At 75.4% G+C, this 18,084-nt stretch carries 13 protein-coding genes; 7 read left to right on the top strand and 6 right to left on the bottom strand.

The features are described 5' to 3' along the window. Nucleotides 1-50: 50 nt before the first annotated feature. Complete coding sequence (locus VGI02_RS26585; protein WP_331632656.1) at nucleotides 51-1,361, bottom strand: sugar transferase; 1,311 nt, start codon at nucleotides 1,359-1,361, stop codon at nucleotides 51-53. Between the two features lie 432 nt (nucleotides 1,362-1,793). Between VGI02_RS26585 and VGI02_RS26580 the strand changes: the two genes are divergently transcribed. Together VGI02_RS26580 and VGI02_RS26575 are read left to right on the top strand one after the other, a co-directional pair. Then, nucleotides 1,794-4,679 carry a helix-turn-helix transcriptional regulator gene (locus tag VGI02_RS26580; RefSeq protein WP_331632654.1) on the top strand — a complete coding sequence of 962 codons (2,886 nt, stop codon included), beginning with the start codon at nucleotides 1,794-1,796 and terminating at the stop codon, nucleotides 4,677-4,679. Between the two features lie 97 nt (nucleotides 4,680-4,776). After that, nucleotides 4,777-6,315, top strand: coding sequence for a DUF4397 domain-containing protein (locus VGI02_RS26575; protein WP_331632652.1), 1,539 nt, complete (start codon nucleotides 4,777-4,779; stop codon nucleotides 6,313-6,315). Here VGI02_RS26575 and VGI02_RS26570 read toward each other — a convergent pair. Next, nucleotides 6,276-7,190 carry a glycosyltransferase family 2 protein gene (locus tag VGI02_RS26570; protein ID WP_331632650.1) on the bottom strand — a complete coding sequence of 305 codons (915 nt, stop codon included), beginning with the start codon at nucleotides 7,188-7,190 and terminating at the stop codon, nucleotides 6,276-6,278. The two genes, VGI02_RS26575 and VGI02_RS26570, sit on opposite strands and share 40 nt — an antisense overlap. A 277-nt stretch (nucleotides 7,191-7,467) precedes the next feature. Between VGI02_RS26570 and VGI02_RS26565 the strand changes: the two genes are divergently transcribed. Then, a complete protein-coding gene (locus VGI02_RS26565) occupies nucleotides 7,468-8,817 on the top strand; it encodes a glycosyltransferase (RefSeq protein ID WP_331632648.1) in 1,350 nt (449 codons plus the stop codon). Between the two features lie 194 nt (nucleotides 8,818-9,011). Here VGI02_RS26565 and VGI02_RS26560 read toward each other — a convergent pair whose 3' ends face one another. After that, a complete protein-coding gene (locus VGI02_RS26560) occupies nucleotides 9,012-9,917 on the bottom strand; it encodes a helix-turn-helix domain-containing protein (RefSeq protein ID WP_331632646.1) in 906 nt (301 codons plus the stop codon). A 308-nt stretch (nucleotides 9,918-10,225) separates the two neighbouring features. On the opposite strand from VGI02_RS26560, the gene VGI02_RS26555 reads away from it, so the two are divergent. Beyond that, nucleotides 10,226-10,648, top strand: a complete 423-nt coding sequence (locus tag VGI02_RS26555; protein WP_331632644.1) for a pyridoxamine 5'-phosphate oxidase family protein — start codon at nucleotides 10,226-10,228, stop codon at nucleotides 10,646-10,648. Nucleotides 10,649-10,663: 15 nt separating this feature from the next. On the opposite strand, the gene VGI02_RS26550 is transcribed toward VGI02_RS26555, so the two are convergent. Beyond that, nucleotides 10,664-11,533, bottom strand: coding sequence for a hypothetical protein (locus tag VGI02_RS26550; protein WP_331632642.1), 870 nt, complete (start codon nucleotides 11,531-11,533; stop codon nucleotides 10,664-10,666). A gap of 161 nt (nucleotides 11,534-11,694) precedes the next feature. Here VGI02_RS26550 and VGI02_RS26545 point away from each other — a divergent pair, with 161 nt between their 5' ends. The 3 genes from VGI02_RS26545 to VGI02_RS26535 all read left to right on the top strand — a co-directional run bounded on the left by VGI02_RS26545 (nucleotide 11,695) and on the right by VGI02_RS26535 (nucleotide 16,631). Further along, the gene (locus VGI02_RS26545; RefSeq protein ID WP_331632640.1) at nucleotides 11,695-14,790 is read left to right on the top strand and encodes an ATP-binding protein; all 3,096 of its coding nucleotides are present in this window, start codon (nucleotides 11,695-11,697) and stop codon (nucleotides 14,788-14,790) included. 125 nt (nucleotides 14,791-14,915) lie between these two features. Next, nucleotides 14,916-15,878: an endonuclease/exonuclease/phosphatase family protein gene (locus VGI02_RS26540; RefSeq protein WP_331632638.1), complete on the top strand. Its 963-nt coding sequence runs from the start codon at nucleotides 14,916-14,918 to the stop codon at nucleotides 15,876-15,878. A gap of 291 nt (nucleotides 15,879-16,169) precedes the next feature. Then, entirely contained in the window at nucleotides 16,170-16,631 is a 462-nt protein-coding gene (locus tag VGI02_RS26535; RefSeq protein WP_331632636.1) for a hypothetical protein, read from the top strand. Between the two features lie 383 nt (nucleotides 16,632-17,014). Here the strand turns inward: VGI02_RS26535 and VGI02_RS26530 are convergent, their stop codons facing one another. Together VGI02_RS26530 and VGI02_RS26525 are read right to left on the bottom strand one after the other, a co-directional pair. Then, a complete protein-coding gene (locus tag VGI02_RS26530; protein ID WP_331632634.1) occupies nucleotides 17,015-17,737 on the bottom strand; it encodes a hypothetical protein in 723 nt (240 codons plus the stop codon). A gap of 51 nt (nucleotides 17,738-17,788) precedes the next feature. Further along, on the bottom strand, nucleotides 17,789-18,084 hold a 296-nt coding region (locus VGI02_RS26525), incomplete at its 5' end, for a zinc-binding dehydrogenase (protein WP_331632632.1).

Here is an 18,084-nt window from a genome sequence, read left to right as displayed (position 1 = left end):
GAGGATCCGGCCGCTCTACCGGCACGAGGGCTCCCCTCGTGCCGGCGGGTTCACCGGCCGCGGGCGAACACCACCTCGGCGACCGTGCGGAGCAGGACCTTCGCGTCGAGCCACAGCGACCAGTTCTCGATGTAGTAGTTGTCGAAGCGCGCCCGGTCGGAGATCGGGGTGTCGCCCCGCAGGCCGGAGACCTGCGCGAGCCCCGTGAGACCGGCCGGGACGCGGTGCCGATGACCGTAGCGCGGGTGCTCGGCGGTGAACCGCTCCACGAAGTGGGGACGTTCCGGGCGCGGCCCGACGATGGTCATCTCGCCGCGCAGGATGTTCCACAGCTGGGGTAGTTCGTCGAGCGAGGTGGCGCGCAGCACGCGTCCGACCCGCCCGACCCGCGGGTCCCGCGCGACGGTCCACTGCGTGGCGGACTCGGTGGCGGAGTCCGGCCGCATCGAGCGGAACTTGAGGCACTCGAACCGTCGTCCGTCCCGGCCCACCCGCACCTGGCGGAAGAGGATCCCCGGCCCGCCCTCCCAGCGCACCGCGAGCGCACAGGCCAGCAGGAACGGGGACAGGATCGCCAGGAGGAGTGCGCTGACGACGACGTCGAAGGCCCGCTTGAGCGCGGAGGCGGGCCCGTCGAGCGCCGGGGTGCGGATGCGCATGACGGGCAGCGACCCGATGTGGTCGGAGTTGCCGACGGCGGTGGCGAACGCGTGCAGGCGGGGGACGACGAGCAGGTCGCAGTGCTCGGTGGCCGGGGCACGGACCCGGTCGAGCAGATCCGCCTCGTGGAACGCGCCGTCGCCGACGAGCAGCACGTCGACGCCGTGCGCGGGGACGAGGTCGTCGAGGTCACCCAGGTCGCCGAGGTAGGGGATGCGGTCCGCGGCGGGCCCCCGTGCCGCGTCGGAGGTGTCGACGTACCCCGCGACGGCGAGGCCGTAGCGCGGGTAGCGGGCCAGCAGCGTCGCGACGTCGCGGGAGACCTCCCCGCCACCGACGATCAGGGTGCGGTGCGCGACGACCCGACGCCTGCGCGCGGTGAGGACCACGGCCGTCGTCAGGAACCGCCCGAGGACCACGAGCCCGATCGAGGCGAACGAGGCGCCGACGAACTCCATCACGCCGAGGTCGTCGTGGCGCAGCGCGAACACCGCCGCGACGAGCGCGGTCGCGACCAGCAGCCGGCTGAGCAGGGCGGGGAGCTCGTCGAGCACCGAGAGGTGCAGGCGGGCGCGGTACCGACCCCCGCCGCACACGAGGGCCACGGTGAGCAGGCTGAGCGCGCCGAAGGCCTTGAAGTAGTGGGGCTCCCAGATCATCGGCGCGGCCGTCATGACCGCGTCGACCGGCAGGACGAGCATCCAGGCCTGGACCGATCCGGCTCGGCGGACGCCCAGGAAGGGGCGGGCCGGAGGTGGGTCCAGGGGGCGTTGGCGGTGGGCGCGGGGGGCGGGAAGGTCGGTGATGGCGGCGGGCCTGACGGTGCGTGTCGGAGTCGCGGCATCAGCCGACGTCCGAGCAGCGGTCATGCGCGTTCAGCCTCCGGGGCACGCGGGGAGTGGAAGGGGGACGACGGGATCGTCGGTGACCGGGAGGGGGCGTGACCCTGGCAAGAGATCCCAGGGCTGTCGCTCGTGGATCACTCTTCCGTGGATACAAGGCCTAGTGATTAGTCCGATCGTGTAGTAGACAACTACAAGAAGCGAGTGCTGGATCTTCCGCTTCTGCTTTGGTGGAATCGACGAGCCGCCCGATCCGGTGACGGAGTAACGCAGAGTGTGCGGGAGGTCATCGTGCCGGGGACGGGGCCGAGCACCGTGGAACTGATCTCCGGAGCACTGGCACCGCCCGTCCCCGTCGGGCGCGGCGCGGAGATCGCCCGGCTCCACGAGACCTTCGACCGCGTCCGTCGCGGCCACGCGGCCCGCGTCCTGCTGACCGGGGAGTCCGGGGTCGGCACCTCGACCCTCGCCGACGCGTTCTGCGCGCACCTGGCGGCCGAGCCGGACGGCGGGCCGGTGGTCGTCCGCGTCACCGCCCCCGAGCCGGTGGCGGGATCGAGCGACGTCGCGCAGGCCTACGCCACCACCGTCCGACTGGCCCACGCCCTCGACGTCGTCGCCGGCCCGGCCCGCGCCACCTCCGCCCGCTCGGCGGCCGGCCTGCACGACACGGTGGTCCGCGCGCGGCAGGGCCCCACCGGGCCCCGCCCCGTCGTCGTCGTGCTGCACGACCTCCACCACGCCGATCCGGCCTCGGCAGGCGTGCTCACCGACCTCCTGGCCCGCCTGCGCACCGGCGGACTGCTGCTCCTGGCCACGGCAACCGACCCGGCACGCCTCCCGACGGGCACGCGGGCGTGGTGGCCGTGGCTGTTCGCCGGGACCGACCCGACGCCCGGCACCGTCGCCGGCGAGGCCCGCACCGTCGTCGTCGGCGGCCTGGACGCCCCGGCCGTCGCCGCCCTCGTCGCGTCCCGGCGCCCGGCGGCGCCGTTGCCCGGGCCGGGCGTCGCGGAGCAGCTCGTCGCCGTCACCGGAGGACACCCGGTGCACCTCGCCCTGCTCGTCCGCGGGCTGTCCGACGAGGCGCTGGCCGGCGTGGCACCCCCGGCTCCCTGGCGCAGCCTCGCCACCGAGGTCGGACTGGCCGCGGCGGAGCTCCGCCCGGTGCCGCGTCGGTTGCTCGGGGCGCTGTCGACGCTCGGGGATCCCAGCCCGGTGCCGCTGATCGAGCAGGTCGCGGGCCTCGACGCCGACGAGGTGAGCGACGCGGACGTCGAGGATCTCGTCGGTTCCGGCCTGGTGACCGCCGAGCGCGACGGCGTCGGGTGGGTGCTGGCGGTCGTGCACCGGCTGGTCCGCTCCGCGGTGCTCCGGGCCATCCCGCCCGACCACAGGGGCACCATGCACTGCGCCGCTGCCGTCGCCGTCGGCGGCCGCGCCGGGCTGGCGCACGCCGTCGCCGGCGCGGCCGGGCGGCCCTACCCCGCGCTCGCCGACGCCCTCGAGGAGTCGGCGGCGGCCGAGACCAGCGACCACGACGAGGCCGCGACCCGGCTCCTGTGGGCCGCCGAGGTCAGCCCGAACGGGGCCGAGCGGGAGGCACGGCTGCTCGCCGCGGCCGTGCGCCTCGTCCGGGCAGGCGCGCTGACCCGGCTGCGCGCGATGGAGCCGTGGCTGCGCGGGGCCCACCCGCGCGCGGAACGCGACCTCGCGCTCGGGGTGCTGCTCTCCGAGGCCTCCGACCCCGAGGCGCACCTGCGCCTGCAGGCCGCGGCGGAGGACCCCGGTGCCGACCCGCGCGTGGCCGCGCTGGCCGCCGTGTACCTGGGCACCGACCACGCCCTGCACGGGCGCGGGGCCCGGGCCGCCGAGGCGGTGGCGCGGGCCGTCGACCTGACCGAGGAACCGCGCCGTCGCGAGCAGATGCGCGTGGTCGCCGCCGTCGGGCGCGCCCAGCAGTGGGGACCCGACGCCGGCCTGGAGCTCCTGTCCGACCACCTCCCGAGCGCCTACGGCCCCGACCCCGCCGTGATCGCCGGCCGGCTGCACCTCGCGGCGGGGCGCACCGTCGAGGGGTACCGGCTGCTGCACGAGGGCCTCGACCGGGTGCGGACCGGCGCGCTCACGACGACGGGCCGGCTGGTGCACCTCTACCTCGCCGAGGCCGCGTTCCGGACCGGGCGTCTCGACGAGGCCGAGGCGGAGGCGAGGGTGGGGGCGTCGACGTCCCGGGAGGTCGGCAGCGCCTGGATCGGGCCCGCGTCGCGGGCGATGTGGGCGGGCGTGCTGGCCGTGCGTGGCGAGGGCGTCGAGGCGGAGGCGCACCTGCGGCGGGCGCACGCCGACCTGGAGCACTCCCCGCACTCGCTCGGGCTCGCCATGGTGCGCATCAGCGAGGCGCTCGTCGCCCACGAGCGCGGCGACCACGAGCATGCCCACCGGCTGCTGCGGGCCATCGCCGACGGCCCGGTCCCGCCGCTGCTCGCCTCACCGACCGCCCCGTGGCGGGTCCTGCGCGCCGAGGTCGCCCTCGACGCGGGGCACCCGATGGTCGCGACCGAGGAGATCGACGACTGGCCGGTGTTCGGGGCGCCGCTGTGGTTCACGCTGTCGCGCCACCGGCTGCTCGGCAGGCTGGCCGAGCGGAGCGGCGACGCCGGGGCCGCCTGGGACGCGTACCGGACGGCGCTCGACCTCGCCGACGCCGAGCCGATCGGTGCCGACGCCTGCCCCGCCGAGATCGCCGCGCTCCACGCCTCGGCCGGCATCCTCGCCCGCGCCCGGGGCTGGCCGAGCGCGGCCGCCGACCTCGCCACGGCCCGGCGCGCCTACGCCGCCCTCGGGGCCCAGCCGTGGGTGGCCCGGATCGACGCCGAGATCGACGCGGGCGTCCCCGACGACGCTCCGGCGCCGGACGGCCTCGTCGGAGCTCCGGCGGTCCCCGACACGCTGCCCGCCGCCTCCGCGTCGGCGCCCCCGGTGTGGACCGCCGAGCACCCCGCACTCACCCCGCGCGAGCGCGAGGTGGTCCGCCTGGTCGCCCAGGGCCTGACCAGTCGCGAGGTGGCGGCCGCGCTCTACGTCACCCCCAAGGCGATCAGCTACCACCTCGGGAACGTGTTCGCGAAGCTCGGCGTGACCTCGCGGCGTCAGCTCTGGGGTCGCACGTTCTGAGGTCGGCCACGGCCCCGTGACCCCGATCTGACGTCAGAGCGCCAGAAAGTGCTCACAACGCGGATAGCTGACCCCCGATCGGGGGAACAGAGATCTCATGGAGCGGCGCGCGGGACGACGGCGGTGGCTGTGGATCACGGGAGCGCTGGTCGCCGTGCTCGCGGTCGTGATCGGAGTGGTGGGCGTCGTGGGCGCCCGCGAGGCGACCGCGGACCCCGGCACGGCGATGCTGCGCCTCGCGCACCTCTCGCCCACCACGCCTTCCGTCGACATGTACGCCACGGGCCCGGACCTGCCGCTGACGAAGGTCGCGGGTGACGTCTCCTACCGCGCCGTGAGCCCCTATCTCACCGAGCCCGCGGGCACGTACCGCATCCAGGGCAGGCCGGCCGGGGCGCCCGCGTCGAGCCCGCCGCTGTTCGACGTCGCGGTCGACCTCCCCGCCGGCTCCGCCCAGACCGCGAGCTTCGTCGACATCGGCCCGGGCGGCGCCACCCAGGCCCAGGTGCTCGACGACGAGACCGCACCGTCGGCCGCGGGCTCCGGCGCGCTGCGCGTCGTGCAGGCCGCCGCCGAGGTGGGACCGCTCGACGTCGAGGCGACCGACCCGTCGGGGAACAACCCGGACATCCCGCTCGCGCACACCCTGTTCTACGGCTCGGCCACCCCGTACGCGACCGTTGCCGCGCATCCCTGGTCGGTGCGCCTGACCAGCCGTAACGGCAAGGAGACGACGCTGCAGGTGCCGGTGACGAGCACGTCGGTCGCGAGCCTCGTCGTCACCCGCGGGGCCGACGGCGGGCTCGCCGCGCAGGTGGTGCCGGACGCCGCGTCGGCCGCCAAGCCGCCCTCGCCCGCTCCCGGCGCCCCGCCGGTGGCCGCGCCGCCCGCCCCGCGCACCGCCGAGTCCTCGGCCGCCCCCGTCGCCCCGGGCTCGCAGGCTCCGCAGCCCCCGGACGCGCAGGCCGCCCCCGAGACGTCCACCCCGCCCGCGCCGAAGGCCCCCTCCCCGCCGAGCGGCGGCATCGGGGCCGGGCTCGGCGGCCTGTCCCGCGACCACGTGGGGACGCTCGCCGCCGGAGGCATCTGGGACACCGTGCAGGGCTGGTTCGGCGCCGGACGGACCGACGACCCGGGCGCACCGCCCGCCGTCCGCATGCCGCTCGCGATCGCGACCGCACCCCCGCCCGGCGGACCGCACCCGACGGGGCTGCAGATCCCCGCGATCGGCCTGGACACGACCGACCCGACCGACCTGCGCATCGACTACCGCGGCGCCCTGCAGGTCCCCACCGACTTCACGAAGGTCGGCTGGTTCACCTCGTCCGCGGTGCCGGGCGACCCGGGGTCGGCGGTGATGGTCGGCCACGTCGACACCCGCAACGGCCCGGCGGTGTTCGGGCGGCTCGACGACCTGAAGCCGGGCGAGCTCATCGAGGTCCCGCGCTCGGACGGTGGCACGGCGCGGTTCGGCGTCGACTCCGTGGAGACCTTCTCGAAGGACAACCTGCCCACCGAGCGGGTCTACGGGCCGACGACGACGCCGACCCTGCGCCTCATGACCTGCGGCGGCCCGTTCGACGACGGGTCGCTGAACTACCGCGACAACATCGTGGTGTTCGCGACGCCGCGCTGATCGCGCTCCACCGGACGCTGCCGCAGCGCGAGCAGTGCGGCGGCCGCCCGGTGGCGGCGGGACGACGGGTCGGTCGAGGCGATCATCATGATCCGCTGCCGCAGCCAGGTCACCGGCTCGCGCGCCAGCCCGACGGCCACGTCGCGACGGCGCACCACGTCGGCGTGCTCCGCGCGCAGCTCCCGCAGGAAGCGGTGCTGCAACGCCATGTTGCGGCGCCGCGCCGAGGAGGTGATCGAGCCGCTCGCCAGCCGGAACCGCGAGAGCGACTCGGGCATGCCGAAGAACCCGCCAACGGTGACCAGCCGGGCGGCGAGCCCGACGTCGAGGGCGTAGCCGTTGTCGGGGAAGCCCCCGACGGCGTCGAACGCGGCACGGCGGAAGAGCATGTTGCCCGGCACCCCGATCGGGCTGCCGCGGTGGCGGACGATGCGCCGCAGCACCGTGGTCGCGTCCCGCCTGCCCAGCAGGTCCGCGGTGCGCAGCGCACGCCCCCGGGCGATCACGCGGTCGTCGTCGTCGACGAGGTCGTGACGGCAGGAGACCAGGGCCAGCGTCGGGTCGGCGTCCATGACCGCGACCTGCTCGGCGAGCACGGTCGGGGCGAGGAGGTCGTCGGCGTTGAGGACCTTGACCAGCGGCGCGTGGGCATGCCCGACCGCCAGCCGGAAGTTCTCGGTCACCGGCACCGTCTCGGCGTTGCGCTCGAGGCGCACCCGGGGGTCGGAGAAGCCGCGCACGACCTCGGCCGACCGGTCGGTGCACGCGTTGTCGAGGATGACGAGCTCGAAGTCGGTGAACGTCTGCGCCAGCACGCTCGCGACCGTGCGGCCGATGTAGCGCTCCTTCTGGTACAGCGGCACCACCACGGACACGCGAGGCGCAGGCACTCCCCCTGAGGAGTCACGCACCGTCATCGTGGACGCGTTGTTGGCTCCTTCGGGCGACACCCTGCCATCGTCCGCGCGACCTTGTGTCCGAGTCAACGGGATGAAGCAGACACTCCGCCCATCGGACGCGGCACTCGTGTGATCCAGCTCGGACCGACCTGGGCATAGATCCCAGGGCGCCGGACGAGCTTCGGCGCCGACCATCGTCGATCGGGACCGCGCCGCCTGCGCCCCCTGCACGCCACCCCCTGCTGGAGGACCGATGACGCTGGCCCCCGTCCGGAACGGTGCGGCCCGGCCGTCCGCTGCGACGAGGTCCGTCGGCCGGGACAGTGAGGCCCTCGACGTGTGCGTCGTCGGCATGCACTACGCCCCCGAGCACACCGGGAACGCGCCGTACACCACCGGGATGGTCGCCGCGCTGCACGCGGCGGGGCACCGGGTCCGGGTGGTCACCGGGTACCCGCACTACCCGGCCTGGGAGGTCACCGCGGGCTACACCGGTCTGCGGCGCCACGAGATCCTCGACGGCGTCCCGGTCACCCGCGTGCGCCATCCCGTGCCCGCGGTCCCCGACGCCCGCAGGCGGATCGCGATGGACGCCGCCTTCACCGCCCACGCCGCGCTCGTCGGCGGCCCGCGGCCCGACGTCGTCGTGGCGGTGAGCCCGGTGCTGCTGACCGTGCTGGCCGGCCTGCGGTGGCGGCTGCCTCGATGGTCGAGCTCCCCTATCGGCGTGCTCCCCTCTCTCCCGCGTCTCCGGGGAGGTCGCACCGCCCTCGGCGTCGTCACCCAGGACCTCTACAGCCGGGCGCTCGCCGAGACCCGCATGACCTCCTCCCGCCTCGCGGGCTGGGGCGCGAAGCTCGAGGGCGCCCTGCTCTCGCGCGCCGACGGGATCGCCGTCGTGCACCCGCAGTTCAGCGGGCCGCTCGCCGACCTGGGGGTCGACCCGGCCCGGATCACCGCCATCCCGAACTGGTCGCACATCGACCCGCCGACGGGGGACCGGGCCACCGTGCGCCGCGAGCTCGGATGGCGCGACGACGAGGTGATCGCGCTGCACGCCGGCAACATGGGCGTCAAGCAGGGCCTGGAGAACGTCGTCGAGGCGGCGCGCGAGGCGGACGCGACCGGGGCCGCGGTGCGCTTCGTGCTGCTCGGGACCGGCAACCAGCGGGCCCGGCTCGAAGAGCTCGGCGCGGGAATCGAGCGGCTGGAGTTCCTCGACCCGCTGCCCGGCGACCGGTTCCCCGACGCGCTCGCCGCCGCCGACGTCCTCGTGGTCAACGAGGCCGCGACCGTCGCCGAGATGTCGGCCCCGTCGAAGCTCACCTCGTACTTCGCGGCGGGCCGGCCGGTGGTGGCCGCGTCGTGGCCGCACTCCGCGGCGTCCACGGAGCTCGCGCGGGCCGAGGCCGGAGTCCGGGTCGACCCGGGCTCCTCCGCCGCCCTGCTGGACGCGATCCGGGCGACGGCGGGTTCCGGTGAGGCGGCCGACGCCGCGGGCGCGCGGGGACGGGCGTACGCGGAGGAGGCGCTCGGGTCGGCCGCGGCCCACCGCGCCTACTGCGACTGGGTGGAGGGGTTGGCCGCGCTGCGCGTCTCGTGAGGGGTGTCGGACCGGCGGGTCGGGCGGGGTTCCTCGTTCGGCGTCTTCCGGCACTAGGCAGTTGATCATGCCGAGCGCGCCACGTCGCACGCCGGCGCCGAGCATGATCGCGATCTCGTGAGCGACACGCGCAAGATTCACGGGCGACGCGCTCACGAACTTCGGATCGACAGAGCTTCGCGCCGTGGGAAGCGTCAGGGCGTGCACTGCGGGAGCTCGCGCCCGCCGCGATCGCCCCGCACCACGTACACCTCCGAGAGGTAGCCGGTGCGGCCGTCGGGGAACGAGGCCCGATACCAGCGATCGGAGCGCACCCGGTACGGGTTGGACTGCGCGGTCGGGTCCGAGAGGTCCCAGTTCCACATCATCTGGCCCGGCGTCCAGCAGTTGGCGACGACGGCCGCGCCGGAGGCCATCTCGGTGCCGGGCACCTTGCAGGACCGGTCGGGCGAGGCGCAGTAGGCCAGCGCCTCGGTCGAGAGGTAGGCGGGCGTGCGGTCCTCGACGAGCCGATCCGGGCCGAGCGCGACCATGTTCTGCACCTCGATCGCCTCGACGGTCTGTGGGAGCACCGGCGGGCCGGGCACCGTCACGCGGCCCAGCACGAACCCGACGGCGCCGACGACGAGCACGCCCGCGACGACCGCGGCGACGAGCACGGCCCGACCACGGCGGGGCGGTGCCGGCTCCACCAGCCCGCCGGCTGCCGGCCCGCCACCTGCCGGCCCGCCAACCGCCGGCCCGCCACCTGCCGGCCCGCCAACCGCCGGCCCACCGGTCGCCGGAACCGCGCGCTCGTCGTCAGCCCCCGGAATCACGACCGCCGACCCCGGGCTCTCACCCGAGCGGAGCGCGAGCCAGCGGTCGTACCAGTCGGCGGAGTCGGCCCCGCAGGCGCGGACGAAGTCCTCGACGGTCTCCCAGCGGGGCAGGTGCTGGCCGGCCGACGCGTCGGCGAGGGCGGTCTTCGAGCGCCCGGTGCGGCGGGCCATCGTCGCGAACTTCGGGGTGCCCGCGTGGGTGCGCAGCCCGCGCAGGTCCCGCGCGAACTCGACGAGCGGGCCCCCGTCGGGATCCAGCTCACGCTGCGGTCTGGGCATCGGCGTGTCCCCCCGGAGTCGGCCGGGCCCGACGCTACCGGTGCACCACTCCCGCGCTCACGCCGCACGGTCCGGGACTCCCCCCGAGCACCGGGTCGTGCGTCCCCCCGTGGCACCGGCGGTCGTGGCCGGTGGGAGCGCGGGAGTGGCACCAGAGGGGTACGTCCTCGGACCCCGTGCCAACAGTGATCCGGACAACGGGGTCACGGCGGTCTATCTATGGCCGCGACGGTCTATCCGGGGGTTGACGCCGTCGCGGTCCCTACGATTGCCGGCGAGTCCGATCCCGACCCCCAGGAGGTCCCCTGATGCCGAAGCCGCCGCTGCCCGACGAGGTCGGTGCGCTGCTCGCCCGCCCCAACCCGAGCGTCATCACGTCGCTGCGCCCGGACGGGTCCCCGGTGTCGGTGGCCACCTGGTACCTCTGGGAGAACGGCCGGGTCCTGGTCAACATGGACGACGCCCGGACCCGGGTGCGCTACCTGCGTGAGGATCCCCGCACCACGATCACGGTGCTCGCCGAGGACGACTGGTACACCCACGTCTCGTTGCAGGGCCGCGTCGTGGAGTGGGCCGCCGACGAGGGCCTCGTCGACATCGACCGGATTTCCCGCCACTACACCGGCAACCCGTACCCGGTGCGGGACCGGACGCGGGTCAGCGCCTGGATCGAGGTCGACCGCTGGCACGGCTGGGGCAGCGCGAAGGCCAGCGACAACCCGGACAACTGACCCGCCGGAGCGTCGTCACGCCGCCGTCAGCGCGGGGGGAGCGCCGGGACCGTCGATGCGCGTGACGGCATCGGCGGTCCACGGCGCGTCGAGCAGCATGCGCGGGGTGACGAGGGCCGGGGGGAGGAGCCGGCCCGTGAGCTCCCAACCCTTCTGGGGGACGTGTCTCCCGGTGTAGCGCGCCGCGAGCGGGCGTTCCTGGCCGAGACGGCGGGCGCTGGCGATGATGTCGCGGGCGACGGTGTCGAGGAAGGCGGGGGCCTCGATGTCCAGGGCGTCGACGAGGCGGTCGAGCTCCTCCTGGCACCGGTCGCCCGTCGCGGCGTCGAGGTAGAGCTTCATCATCATGCCGAGCACTCCGTCCTGCGCGGGGGGCGCGGCAGCGGGGCGGACCCCGCCCGGCGGCTCCAGCGCCGACAGCGGGAAGCGCTCGCCGTACGCGCGGGCGACGACCTCGGCGCAGTAGAACGTCCGCCGGCCCGGTCGCCCCTCCCAGGCGCGGGCCGCGGCGACGGCGAGCTCCCGGATCGTCGCCCCGGCCTCGTCGTCGAAGAGCGCCCGGTCGAACGACGCGAGCGCGATCGCCACGATGAGGACCTTGGGGACCGAGAAGGAACCGTCGTCGGGAAACCGGAGGTCGTGCACGGCCGCGACGGCGCGCCGCCGCGCCTCGGCCGAGGGGACGGCGAGCCGGTACACCGACTGGCCCTTCTCCCAGAAGTGCTCGAACCTCTCGGTGCGCAGCCCGGACAGGTCCCACGGCTGGGACGCCATGAACGACTTCCGGGCCGAGGCGATGATGCCGTTCCCCAGGGCGATGCCGCTGTGCGAGAACGCCGAGCCGTCGAGACGGGTGATCATCTCCCCGAGCGGCTCACCCGCCACGGGGGTCACCAGCAGTATGTCTCCGGGGTTGACCTGACCTGGTCGAACCGCCGGCGGTGTCGTACGGTAGAGCGTGCTGGTCACTGTAAGTAACACGTCCTGGGGGGGCGGTCACGGAAATCCGTCTGCTCGGCACGGTCGAGGTCGCCGGCGCCGACGTCGTGCGCAGCGCACTGCTGCGCACCCTGCTCGCCCTGCTCGCGCTCGACCCGGGCCGTCCCGTCCCGACGTCCACGCTCATCGACGAGCTCTACGGGGAGTCGCTCCCGCAGCACCCCGGCGCCGCCCTGCACGTGCAGGTCACCCGCCTGCGCAAGCTCGTCGCACCCGCGAAGGTCGCGAGCACCGGCGGCGGGTACGCGCTCGAGGTCTCCCGCGCGGAGGTCGACCTCTGCCGTTTCCATGACGCCGAGCCCGACGTCGCGCTGCGCACCATCGACGGCGAGCCCTTCCCCGGCTGCCGTCCGGCACCCCGACTGGAGACCGAGCGTCGCCGGGTGGAGGTCCGCTGGCTCGAGCTGGTCGAGGACCGCGCCCGCCGGCTGCTCGACGACGACCAGCCGGGCGTCGCCCTCTCCGTCGCCTCCCCGGCCCTCGCCGGCCACCTCGACCGCGAGCACCTCGTCGCCCTGGTCGCGACCTCCCTGCACCGGCTCGGACGCTCCGGTGAGGCGCTGCGCACGATCGCCGCCACCCGCCGCGAGCTCAAGGTCGAGCACGGGCTCGACCCCGGTCCCGAGCTGCGCGCCGTCGAGCGGACCGTCCTCGAGGCCCGGGACCGGAGCCCCGGTCCGGGACGCGCCGTCGTCGGGCGCGAGGGACCGCTGGCGACCATCCGCGAAGGACTGGACGACCCGCAGGCCGGTCGCATCGTGCTCATCGCGGGCGAGGCCGGCATCGGGAAGTCGACTCTGCTCGGCGCGGCCGCCCGGGAGGCCCGCAGCCGGGGCGCCCGCGTCGGTCGGGGGCTCTGGGAGCACGACCAGGCGCCGTTCGCGGCGTGGGTCGAGGCCCTGCACGGCGTCGGGGTGGAGCCGCCTGCGCTGCGCGACCCCGCGCCGGGCCGCACGCTGCGCCGCCGCCTCGCCGTGGCCGCCGACGACGCCCAGGTCCTGATCACCCTCGACGACGCGCACCGCGCCGACGGTGCCTCGCTCGACGTGCTGCGGGCCCTCGGCCGGGCCGGGGTGCCGCCGGGCGTCGTCGTGCTCGTCGCCGCCCGGGAGCCCGACGCCGCCGCGCACCCGGCCTGGGGCGGCGCGGCCGCCGACCTCGCCCCGCTCGACGGTGTGGAGCGCACGGTCCTGCGCGAGCTGGACGAGGCGGGCACGCGCGCGCTGGTCGGCGCTGAGCTGGGGGAGACCCTCGCCGGGACCCTCTGGACGCGCACCGGCGGCCATCCGCTGCACCTGTCGGCACTGCTCGCCGAGATCCGCGACCTCCCCGACGACGAGGCCCGCGTCGCCGCAACCGCCCAGGTCCCGGAGCGGCTGCGCCCACTGCTCGCCCATCAGCTGGAGCAGCTGCCCGAGGTCTGCCGGGCGGGCCTGGAGGCCCTCGCGGTGCTCGGCGCGATCCCGCTGACCGACCTGGCGGGCGCGGTCGGCATCCCGGCCCGGCGCCTCGCGGCCGACCTGCGGCCCGCCCTCGCCCTCACCCTCGTCGAGCCGACGCCGGACGGCTTCGCGTTCCGCCACGAGCTCACCGAGGCCGCCCTGCTCGCCACCGTGCCCCCGGTCGTCGCCGCGCACCTGCACCTGGCCCGCTACGAGGCGCTGCCCGCCGAGGCCTCGCCGTTCACCGTGCTGCGCCACGCCGTCGGCGCCGCCGCCCTGCTGCCCGCCGCGACCGTCGCCGACGCGCACCTGCCCGCCATCGTCGTCGCCTACCGCGACGGCGCCCTGGCCGAGGCCGAGAGCCTGCTCGACGCGGCCCGCGAGCACACCACCCTCCCCTGCCGGGTCGCCCTGCTGCGCGGGCTGGTGCTCGAGGCGCGAGGGCAGGTCGACGAGGCCGCCGAGGAGTTCGACGCGGTGGTCGCCGATCCGGGTGCCGAGGTCGCCGACGCGGTCGCCGCCGCGATGGGCGACGACGCCCAGGGCCCCTCCGTCGCCGGCAGGCCGCGGCGCCTGGAGCGCCTGCGACGGGTGCGCGAGCTGCCCCTCGACGACCGCCAGCGGGCCCGGGTCCTGCGCGGGATGATCACCGAGGAGCAGCAGCTCGTCGGCGTCACGGAGACGCCCTCGCTGGTCGCGGAGCTCATGGACCTCGGGGACGTCGGGGCGGGCGCGGACCCCCACGTGGCCGCCGAGGTCGCCGTCGCCACCGCGTTCCTGCAGCTCGACGCGGCGGTCCCCGCGGCCGAGCGCGTCGAGACCTGTCTGCGGGCCCGGGACCTGGCCGAGGCGGCGGGCGAGCTGACGCTGCGCTTCGAGGCCGACGAGCTGCTGGTCGCCGCGTTCGTCGCCGCGGGCAGGCTCGACGACGCCCTCGCCCGGCACGCCGAGCTCGCGCCCGAGGCGGAGCGCAGGCACCGGCCCCGCACGATGTGGGCCACCCGGCTCCTCGACGCCTCGATGATGCTCGCGGTCGGCAAGGTCGCGGACGCCGACGAGGTCGCGCAGGAGGCCTTCACCCGCGGCCAGGAGCTGGGCATCCCCGACGCGCTCGGCGGCTACTTCGTCCACCTGGTCGCGCGCCACCTGCTCGGCGGCGACATGCCCGTCCTCGGCGGCCTGCCCGCCACCGCTGCGGGGATGTACCCGCGCGTCTCGGCCTGGCGCGCCTGCGCCGCCGTCGACGCCGTGCACGCCGGAGACGCCTCGACCGCCCGGACCCGCCTGAGCGAGTTCCACGAGCAGCGCGACGGCCGCGAGGGCGGCCTCTTCGACCGCAGCGGGCTGTGCCTCGCCGCGTGCGCCGCCTACGCGGTGGGAGACGCCGTGACGGCCGCTCTCGTGCTCGATGCCATGCCCGCGGACCCGGGAGCCACGGTCGTCGTCGGGATCGGGGCCGCGGTCTTCGGCCCGCTCGATCTCTACCGGGGCCTCGCGACGTCGGTCGTCGGCGACACCGCCGGGGCCCTCGAGCTCTTCCGCGCCGCGGCGGCCACGGCGGCCGGGCTCGGATGGACCCCGTGGGCCGACGCCGCCGACACTTTCGCCCACGGCCACCAGCCCGACGGCGGACCGGTCCCGGCGTCGCCCCCCGCCACGCCGGTCCCGGCCCTGCCTCTGGGACTCCGACCGGTGCGCTGAGCGCGCCCCCGCCCCGTCGTCGTCCACCACGTGATCGAAGCGGACGGGCCTTTCCACAACCTTTCGCGTCCGCGTGACGCCCTCTTCGCGACGACAGGCGCATGATCGTCGTGAGGAGGTGCGGCATGCGCGGGCGACCGACGGGGCTTGCGAGGGCCGGGATCACGACGGCGGGTGCGGTCGCCCTGCTGCTGCCGGAGGCCTTCGGGCTCGACCGCACGCCGCCCTGGCCGATCGTGACCGCGTTCCGGCGCCGCCTCGCCGTCGGGACCGCCGCCGGGGCACTGGCCGTCGGGGTCCGCCCGGGGCCCTGGCGGGCGTCCGCGATCGCGGTGTCGACGGTGGCCGCGGGCGCGTTGGGGCTCTCGGTCCACCGGCACCGGGCGCGTCCGGAGCCCGTGGGGGCCGGGGCGGAGCCGTTGTCGGTGCTCGGCGCGAACGTGTGGCTCGGCCGCGCGGACCCGGCCGCCCTGGCCACGACGATCGCGGCCGAGCGTCCCGACGTCGTCGTGCTGCCCGAGGCGGGCGATCCGTTCCGCAAGCGCCTCCTCGACGGGCTCGAGGGCTACCGGGGGTGGTCCTGTGCTCCCGGCCGCGCCGCCGTGGAGGCGGCGGGCGCTGACGACGGCCCGTGCCTGACGGTGCTCACCGCCGCCCGACTGGGCGAGGTGGACGTGAGGGTGGTGTCGGCGGACACCCGGTCGGGGTGGGTCGTGGTGAGCGGGGGCGGGCTCGGCGCGGTGCGGGTGCTCGGGGTGCACCCCGCGGTCCTGCTGCCCGACACGACCCCGGACTGGGTCCGGGAGCTGTCCCTGCTGCACCCCTGGCTCGCCGACCCGGCGCGGCCCACGATCGTCGTCGGCGACCTGAACGCGACGCTCGAGCACGGGCCGCTGCAGGACGCGCTCGGCGACGCCCGGCCGGTGACGCGACGGGTCGCGGCCACCTGGCCGTCGTGGTGGCGTCGGTCGATCGGGGTGACGATCGACCACGTGCTCGTGTCGGGCGCGATCCACGTCCGGTCGGTCGAGGTGCTCGACGTGCCCGGAAGCGACCATCGTGCGGTCCTTGCCCGATTCACGAGGTGATCCGACCAGCTGTGCCCGACGGTCCGGCCGCCGAAACGTGATTCCCCGTGATGGTTCCGAGATCAGCGATTTTTTGCTCCATCAGCCACGGATCTCCTACTCCAGATGGCCGTTGCGTGTGACGGAACGATGGCCCGAGAAATCATCGTGATCTCCCCGTGACCTTCCCGCGAATCACCTCGTTACGGGATTCAGGCAACGGTCCGCGACCGACGCCATGCCGGTTCAGGGGATGTCGCCACGGGTGCTCCCTGCCGAGCGACGACGTTCCGACAGCGGAGGAGACTTCCCATGGGTGCTCACACCATGCAGCAGGACAACGACCGACTCACCGGGCGCGGCCTTCTCGGCCGTGGCGCGATGACGGGGCTCGCCGCCCTGGCGCTCGTCGGCGGCGGCGCCGGCGTCGCGCTGGCCGACGAGGCGCCCGCCGACAGCGGGCAGGACGCGACCCAGTCGCAGTCGCACGAGAGCCAGAGCTCGGACCAGGGCAAGAGCTCGGACGAGGGCAAGAGCTCGGACGATCAGGGTTCCGACTCGCCGCTGTCGAACCTGCCGGTCTCGGCGGACTCGCTGCCGGTGTCGGCGGACTCGCTGCCGGTGTCGGCCGACTCGCTGCCGGTCTCGGCCGACTCGCTGCCGGTCTCGGCGGACTCGCTGCCGTCCCTCTCGGGCATGAACGCCGGCCAGGTCAGCAACGCCGGCCAGGCCGCGCCCTCCAGCCTGCCGATCGCCTCGAGCATCATGGGCTGAGCACCACAGCTGCGAACGTCGGCGGGCGGAGCCACCACGGCTCCGCCCGCCGACGTGTGTCCGGGGTCGGTCACGACGCATCGCGGCACCCGGTCGCCGACTACCGAACGTCACAATGACAGAAAAGCGTCAATCTTCCATCGAGTAATAGCTCGGGAAAGTCGACGTGATACGTCCGGTGAAGAGCGCGGAGCCGGCGAGGTCGCGGCCGGCGAGTGGACGCCCATGGTTACTGCCGCAGCCCCCAGGGTCCACTCGGCGGTGGATCTGGCCGGGTCCGAATCCGAGTGGACGCCTATGGTTACTGCCGCAGCCGCCAGGGTCCACTCGACAATCTCCGACAGGCTCTATAGCGCGGATGAGTGTTCACGAGCCGAAGGCACCTACCCGACGCGCTCGTACTGCGCCGGCGGACCAGGCTCCGTCGAGACCCACACCGACGGCGCGACGTCGGTGACGACGTCCGGCACCGGTGAGGACAGCAGGATCCCGCGCGCCTCGTCGCCCGGAGCCAGGGTCGGCGCGGCCGCACCGGACGGTGCCGCGCGGCCGTCGAGCACGCACGACCCGGGCTCGAGGCCACGGAAGACCGGCGACGGCGACGCGAGCGGTGACGTCGCCGGGGTGTTGCGGCACAGCAGCGCCGAGGGGCCGGAGAGCACCGACGGCGGCAGCGAGCTCAGGCCCACCGCCACGAGCAGGCCCGCGGACCCGGCGAGCGGGTTCGCCACCGGCCCGGGTCCGGCGTTGCGCACCACCAGCGGGGCGAGCAGCAGGTGCGACCCGCTCGGCGCCGCCCGCGTGCTCGGGGTGAACGCGCCGACCCCGACGTCGTAGGGCGCGCCGCCGAGCATCACCCGCGTGCCCGGCTGGAGTCCCTCGCTCGCCAGCACGGGCGGGGGAGGACCACCGACGGCGGCCGAGCCCGAGTCGGACTCGCTGCCGGTCAGGAACGTCACCGCGAGCACCACGACGACGACCACGACCAGCCCACCGAGCACCAGCAGCACCGACGTCCGCCCGCGCCCGCCCCAGGGACCGTCGGCGGGCCACCACGGCACTTCGTCCGGGTCGGTGCCCTCCGGCAGCTGTCCCTGCGAGCTCATGCGTCCACCCGATCACGGGCGACGCCTGGCGACCAGCCCGGCGCGCGGCCCTCACCCGATGTCGAGCACGACCTTCCCCGTCGCGTGCCCCTGCTCGACGAGTGCCAGCGCTGCCGGGGCGTCGTCGAACGGGCGGACGTCGGTGACGTGCGGGTCGAGGGCACCGTCGGCGACGAGGCCCGCCAGCTCGGTGAGGACGGCGGTGCTGCGGTCGCGGACGAGCTGCTGGCCGCCGAGCTCGGTGGAGAGCCCGTAGTCGGCGACGGAGATCAGCCGGTGCCGGTCGGTCAGCAGGTCGGCGACGGTGCGCAGCGGGTCGCCGCCGACCAGGTCGAACACCGCGTCGA

The sequence above is a fragment of the Actinomycetospora sp. genome, assembly GCF_036497245.1.
Taxonomy (GTDB): Bacteria; Actinomycetota; Actinomycetes; order Mycobacteriales; family Pseudonocardiaceae; genus Actinomycetospora.
This window is presented reverse-complemented; position numbering and strand designations above follow the sequence as displayed.

Coding starts and splice junctions, on each gene's coding strand:
- VGI02_RS26585 (WP_331632656.1), bottom strand. CDS start 1,361: ATGCTCGTCCTGCCGGTCGACGCGGTCATGACGGCCGCGCCGATGATC.
- VGI02_RS26565 (WP_331632648.1), top strand. CDS start 7,468: ATGACGCTGGCCCCCGTCCGGAACGGTGCGGCCCGGCCGTCCGCTGCG.
- VGI02_RS26530 (WP_331632634.1), bottom strand. CDS start 17,737: ATGAGCTCGCAGGGACAGCTGCCGGAGGGCACCGACCCGGACGAAGTG.
- VGI02_RS26555 (WP_331632644.1), top strand. CDS start 10,226: ATGCCGAAGCCGCCGCTGCCCGACGAGGTCGGTGCGCTGCTCGCCCGC.
- VGI02_RS26535 (WP_331632636.1), top strand. CDS start 16,170: ATGGGTGCTCACACCATGCAGCAGGACAACGACCGACTCACCGGGCGC.
- VGI02_RS26575 (WP_331632652.1), top strand. CDS start 4,777: ATGGAGCGGCGCGCGGGACGACGGCGGTGGCTGTGGATCACGGGAGCG.
- VGI02_RS26540 (WP_331632638.1), top strand. CDS start 14,916: ATGCGCGGGCGACCGACGGGGCTTGCGAGGGCCGGGATCACGACGGCG.
- VGI02_RS26560 (WP_331632646.1), bottom strand. CDS start 9,917: ATGCCCAGACCGCAGCGTGAGCTGGATCCCGACGGGGGCCCGCTCGTC.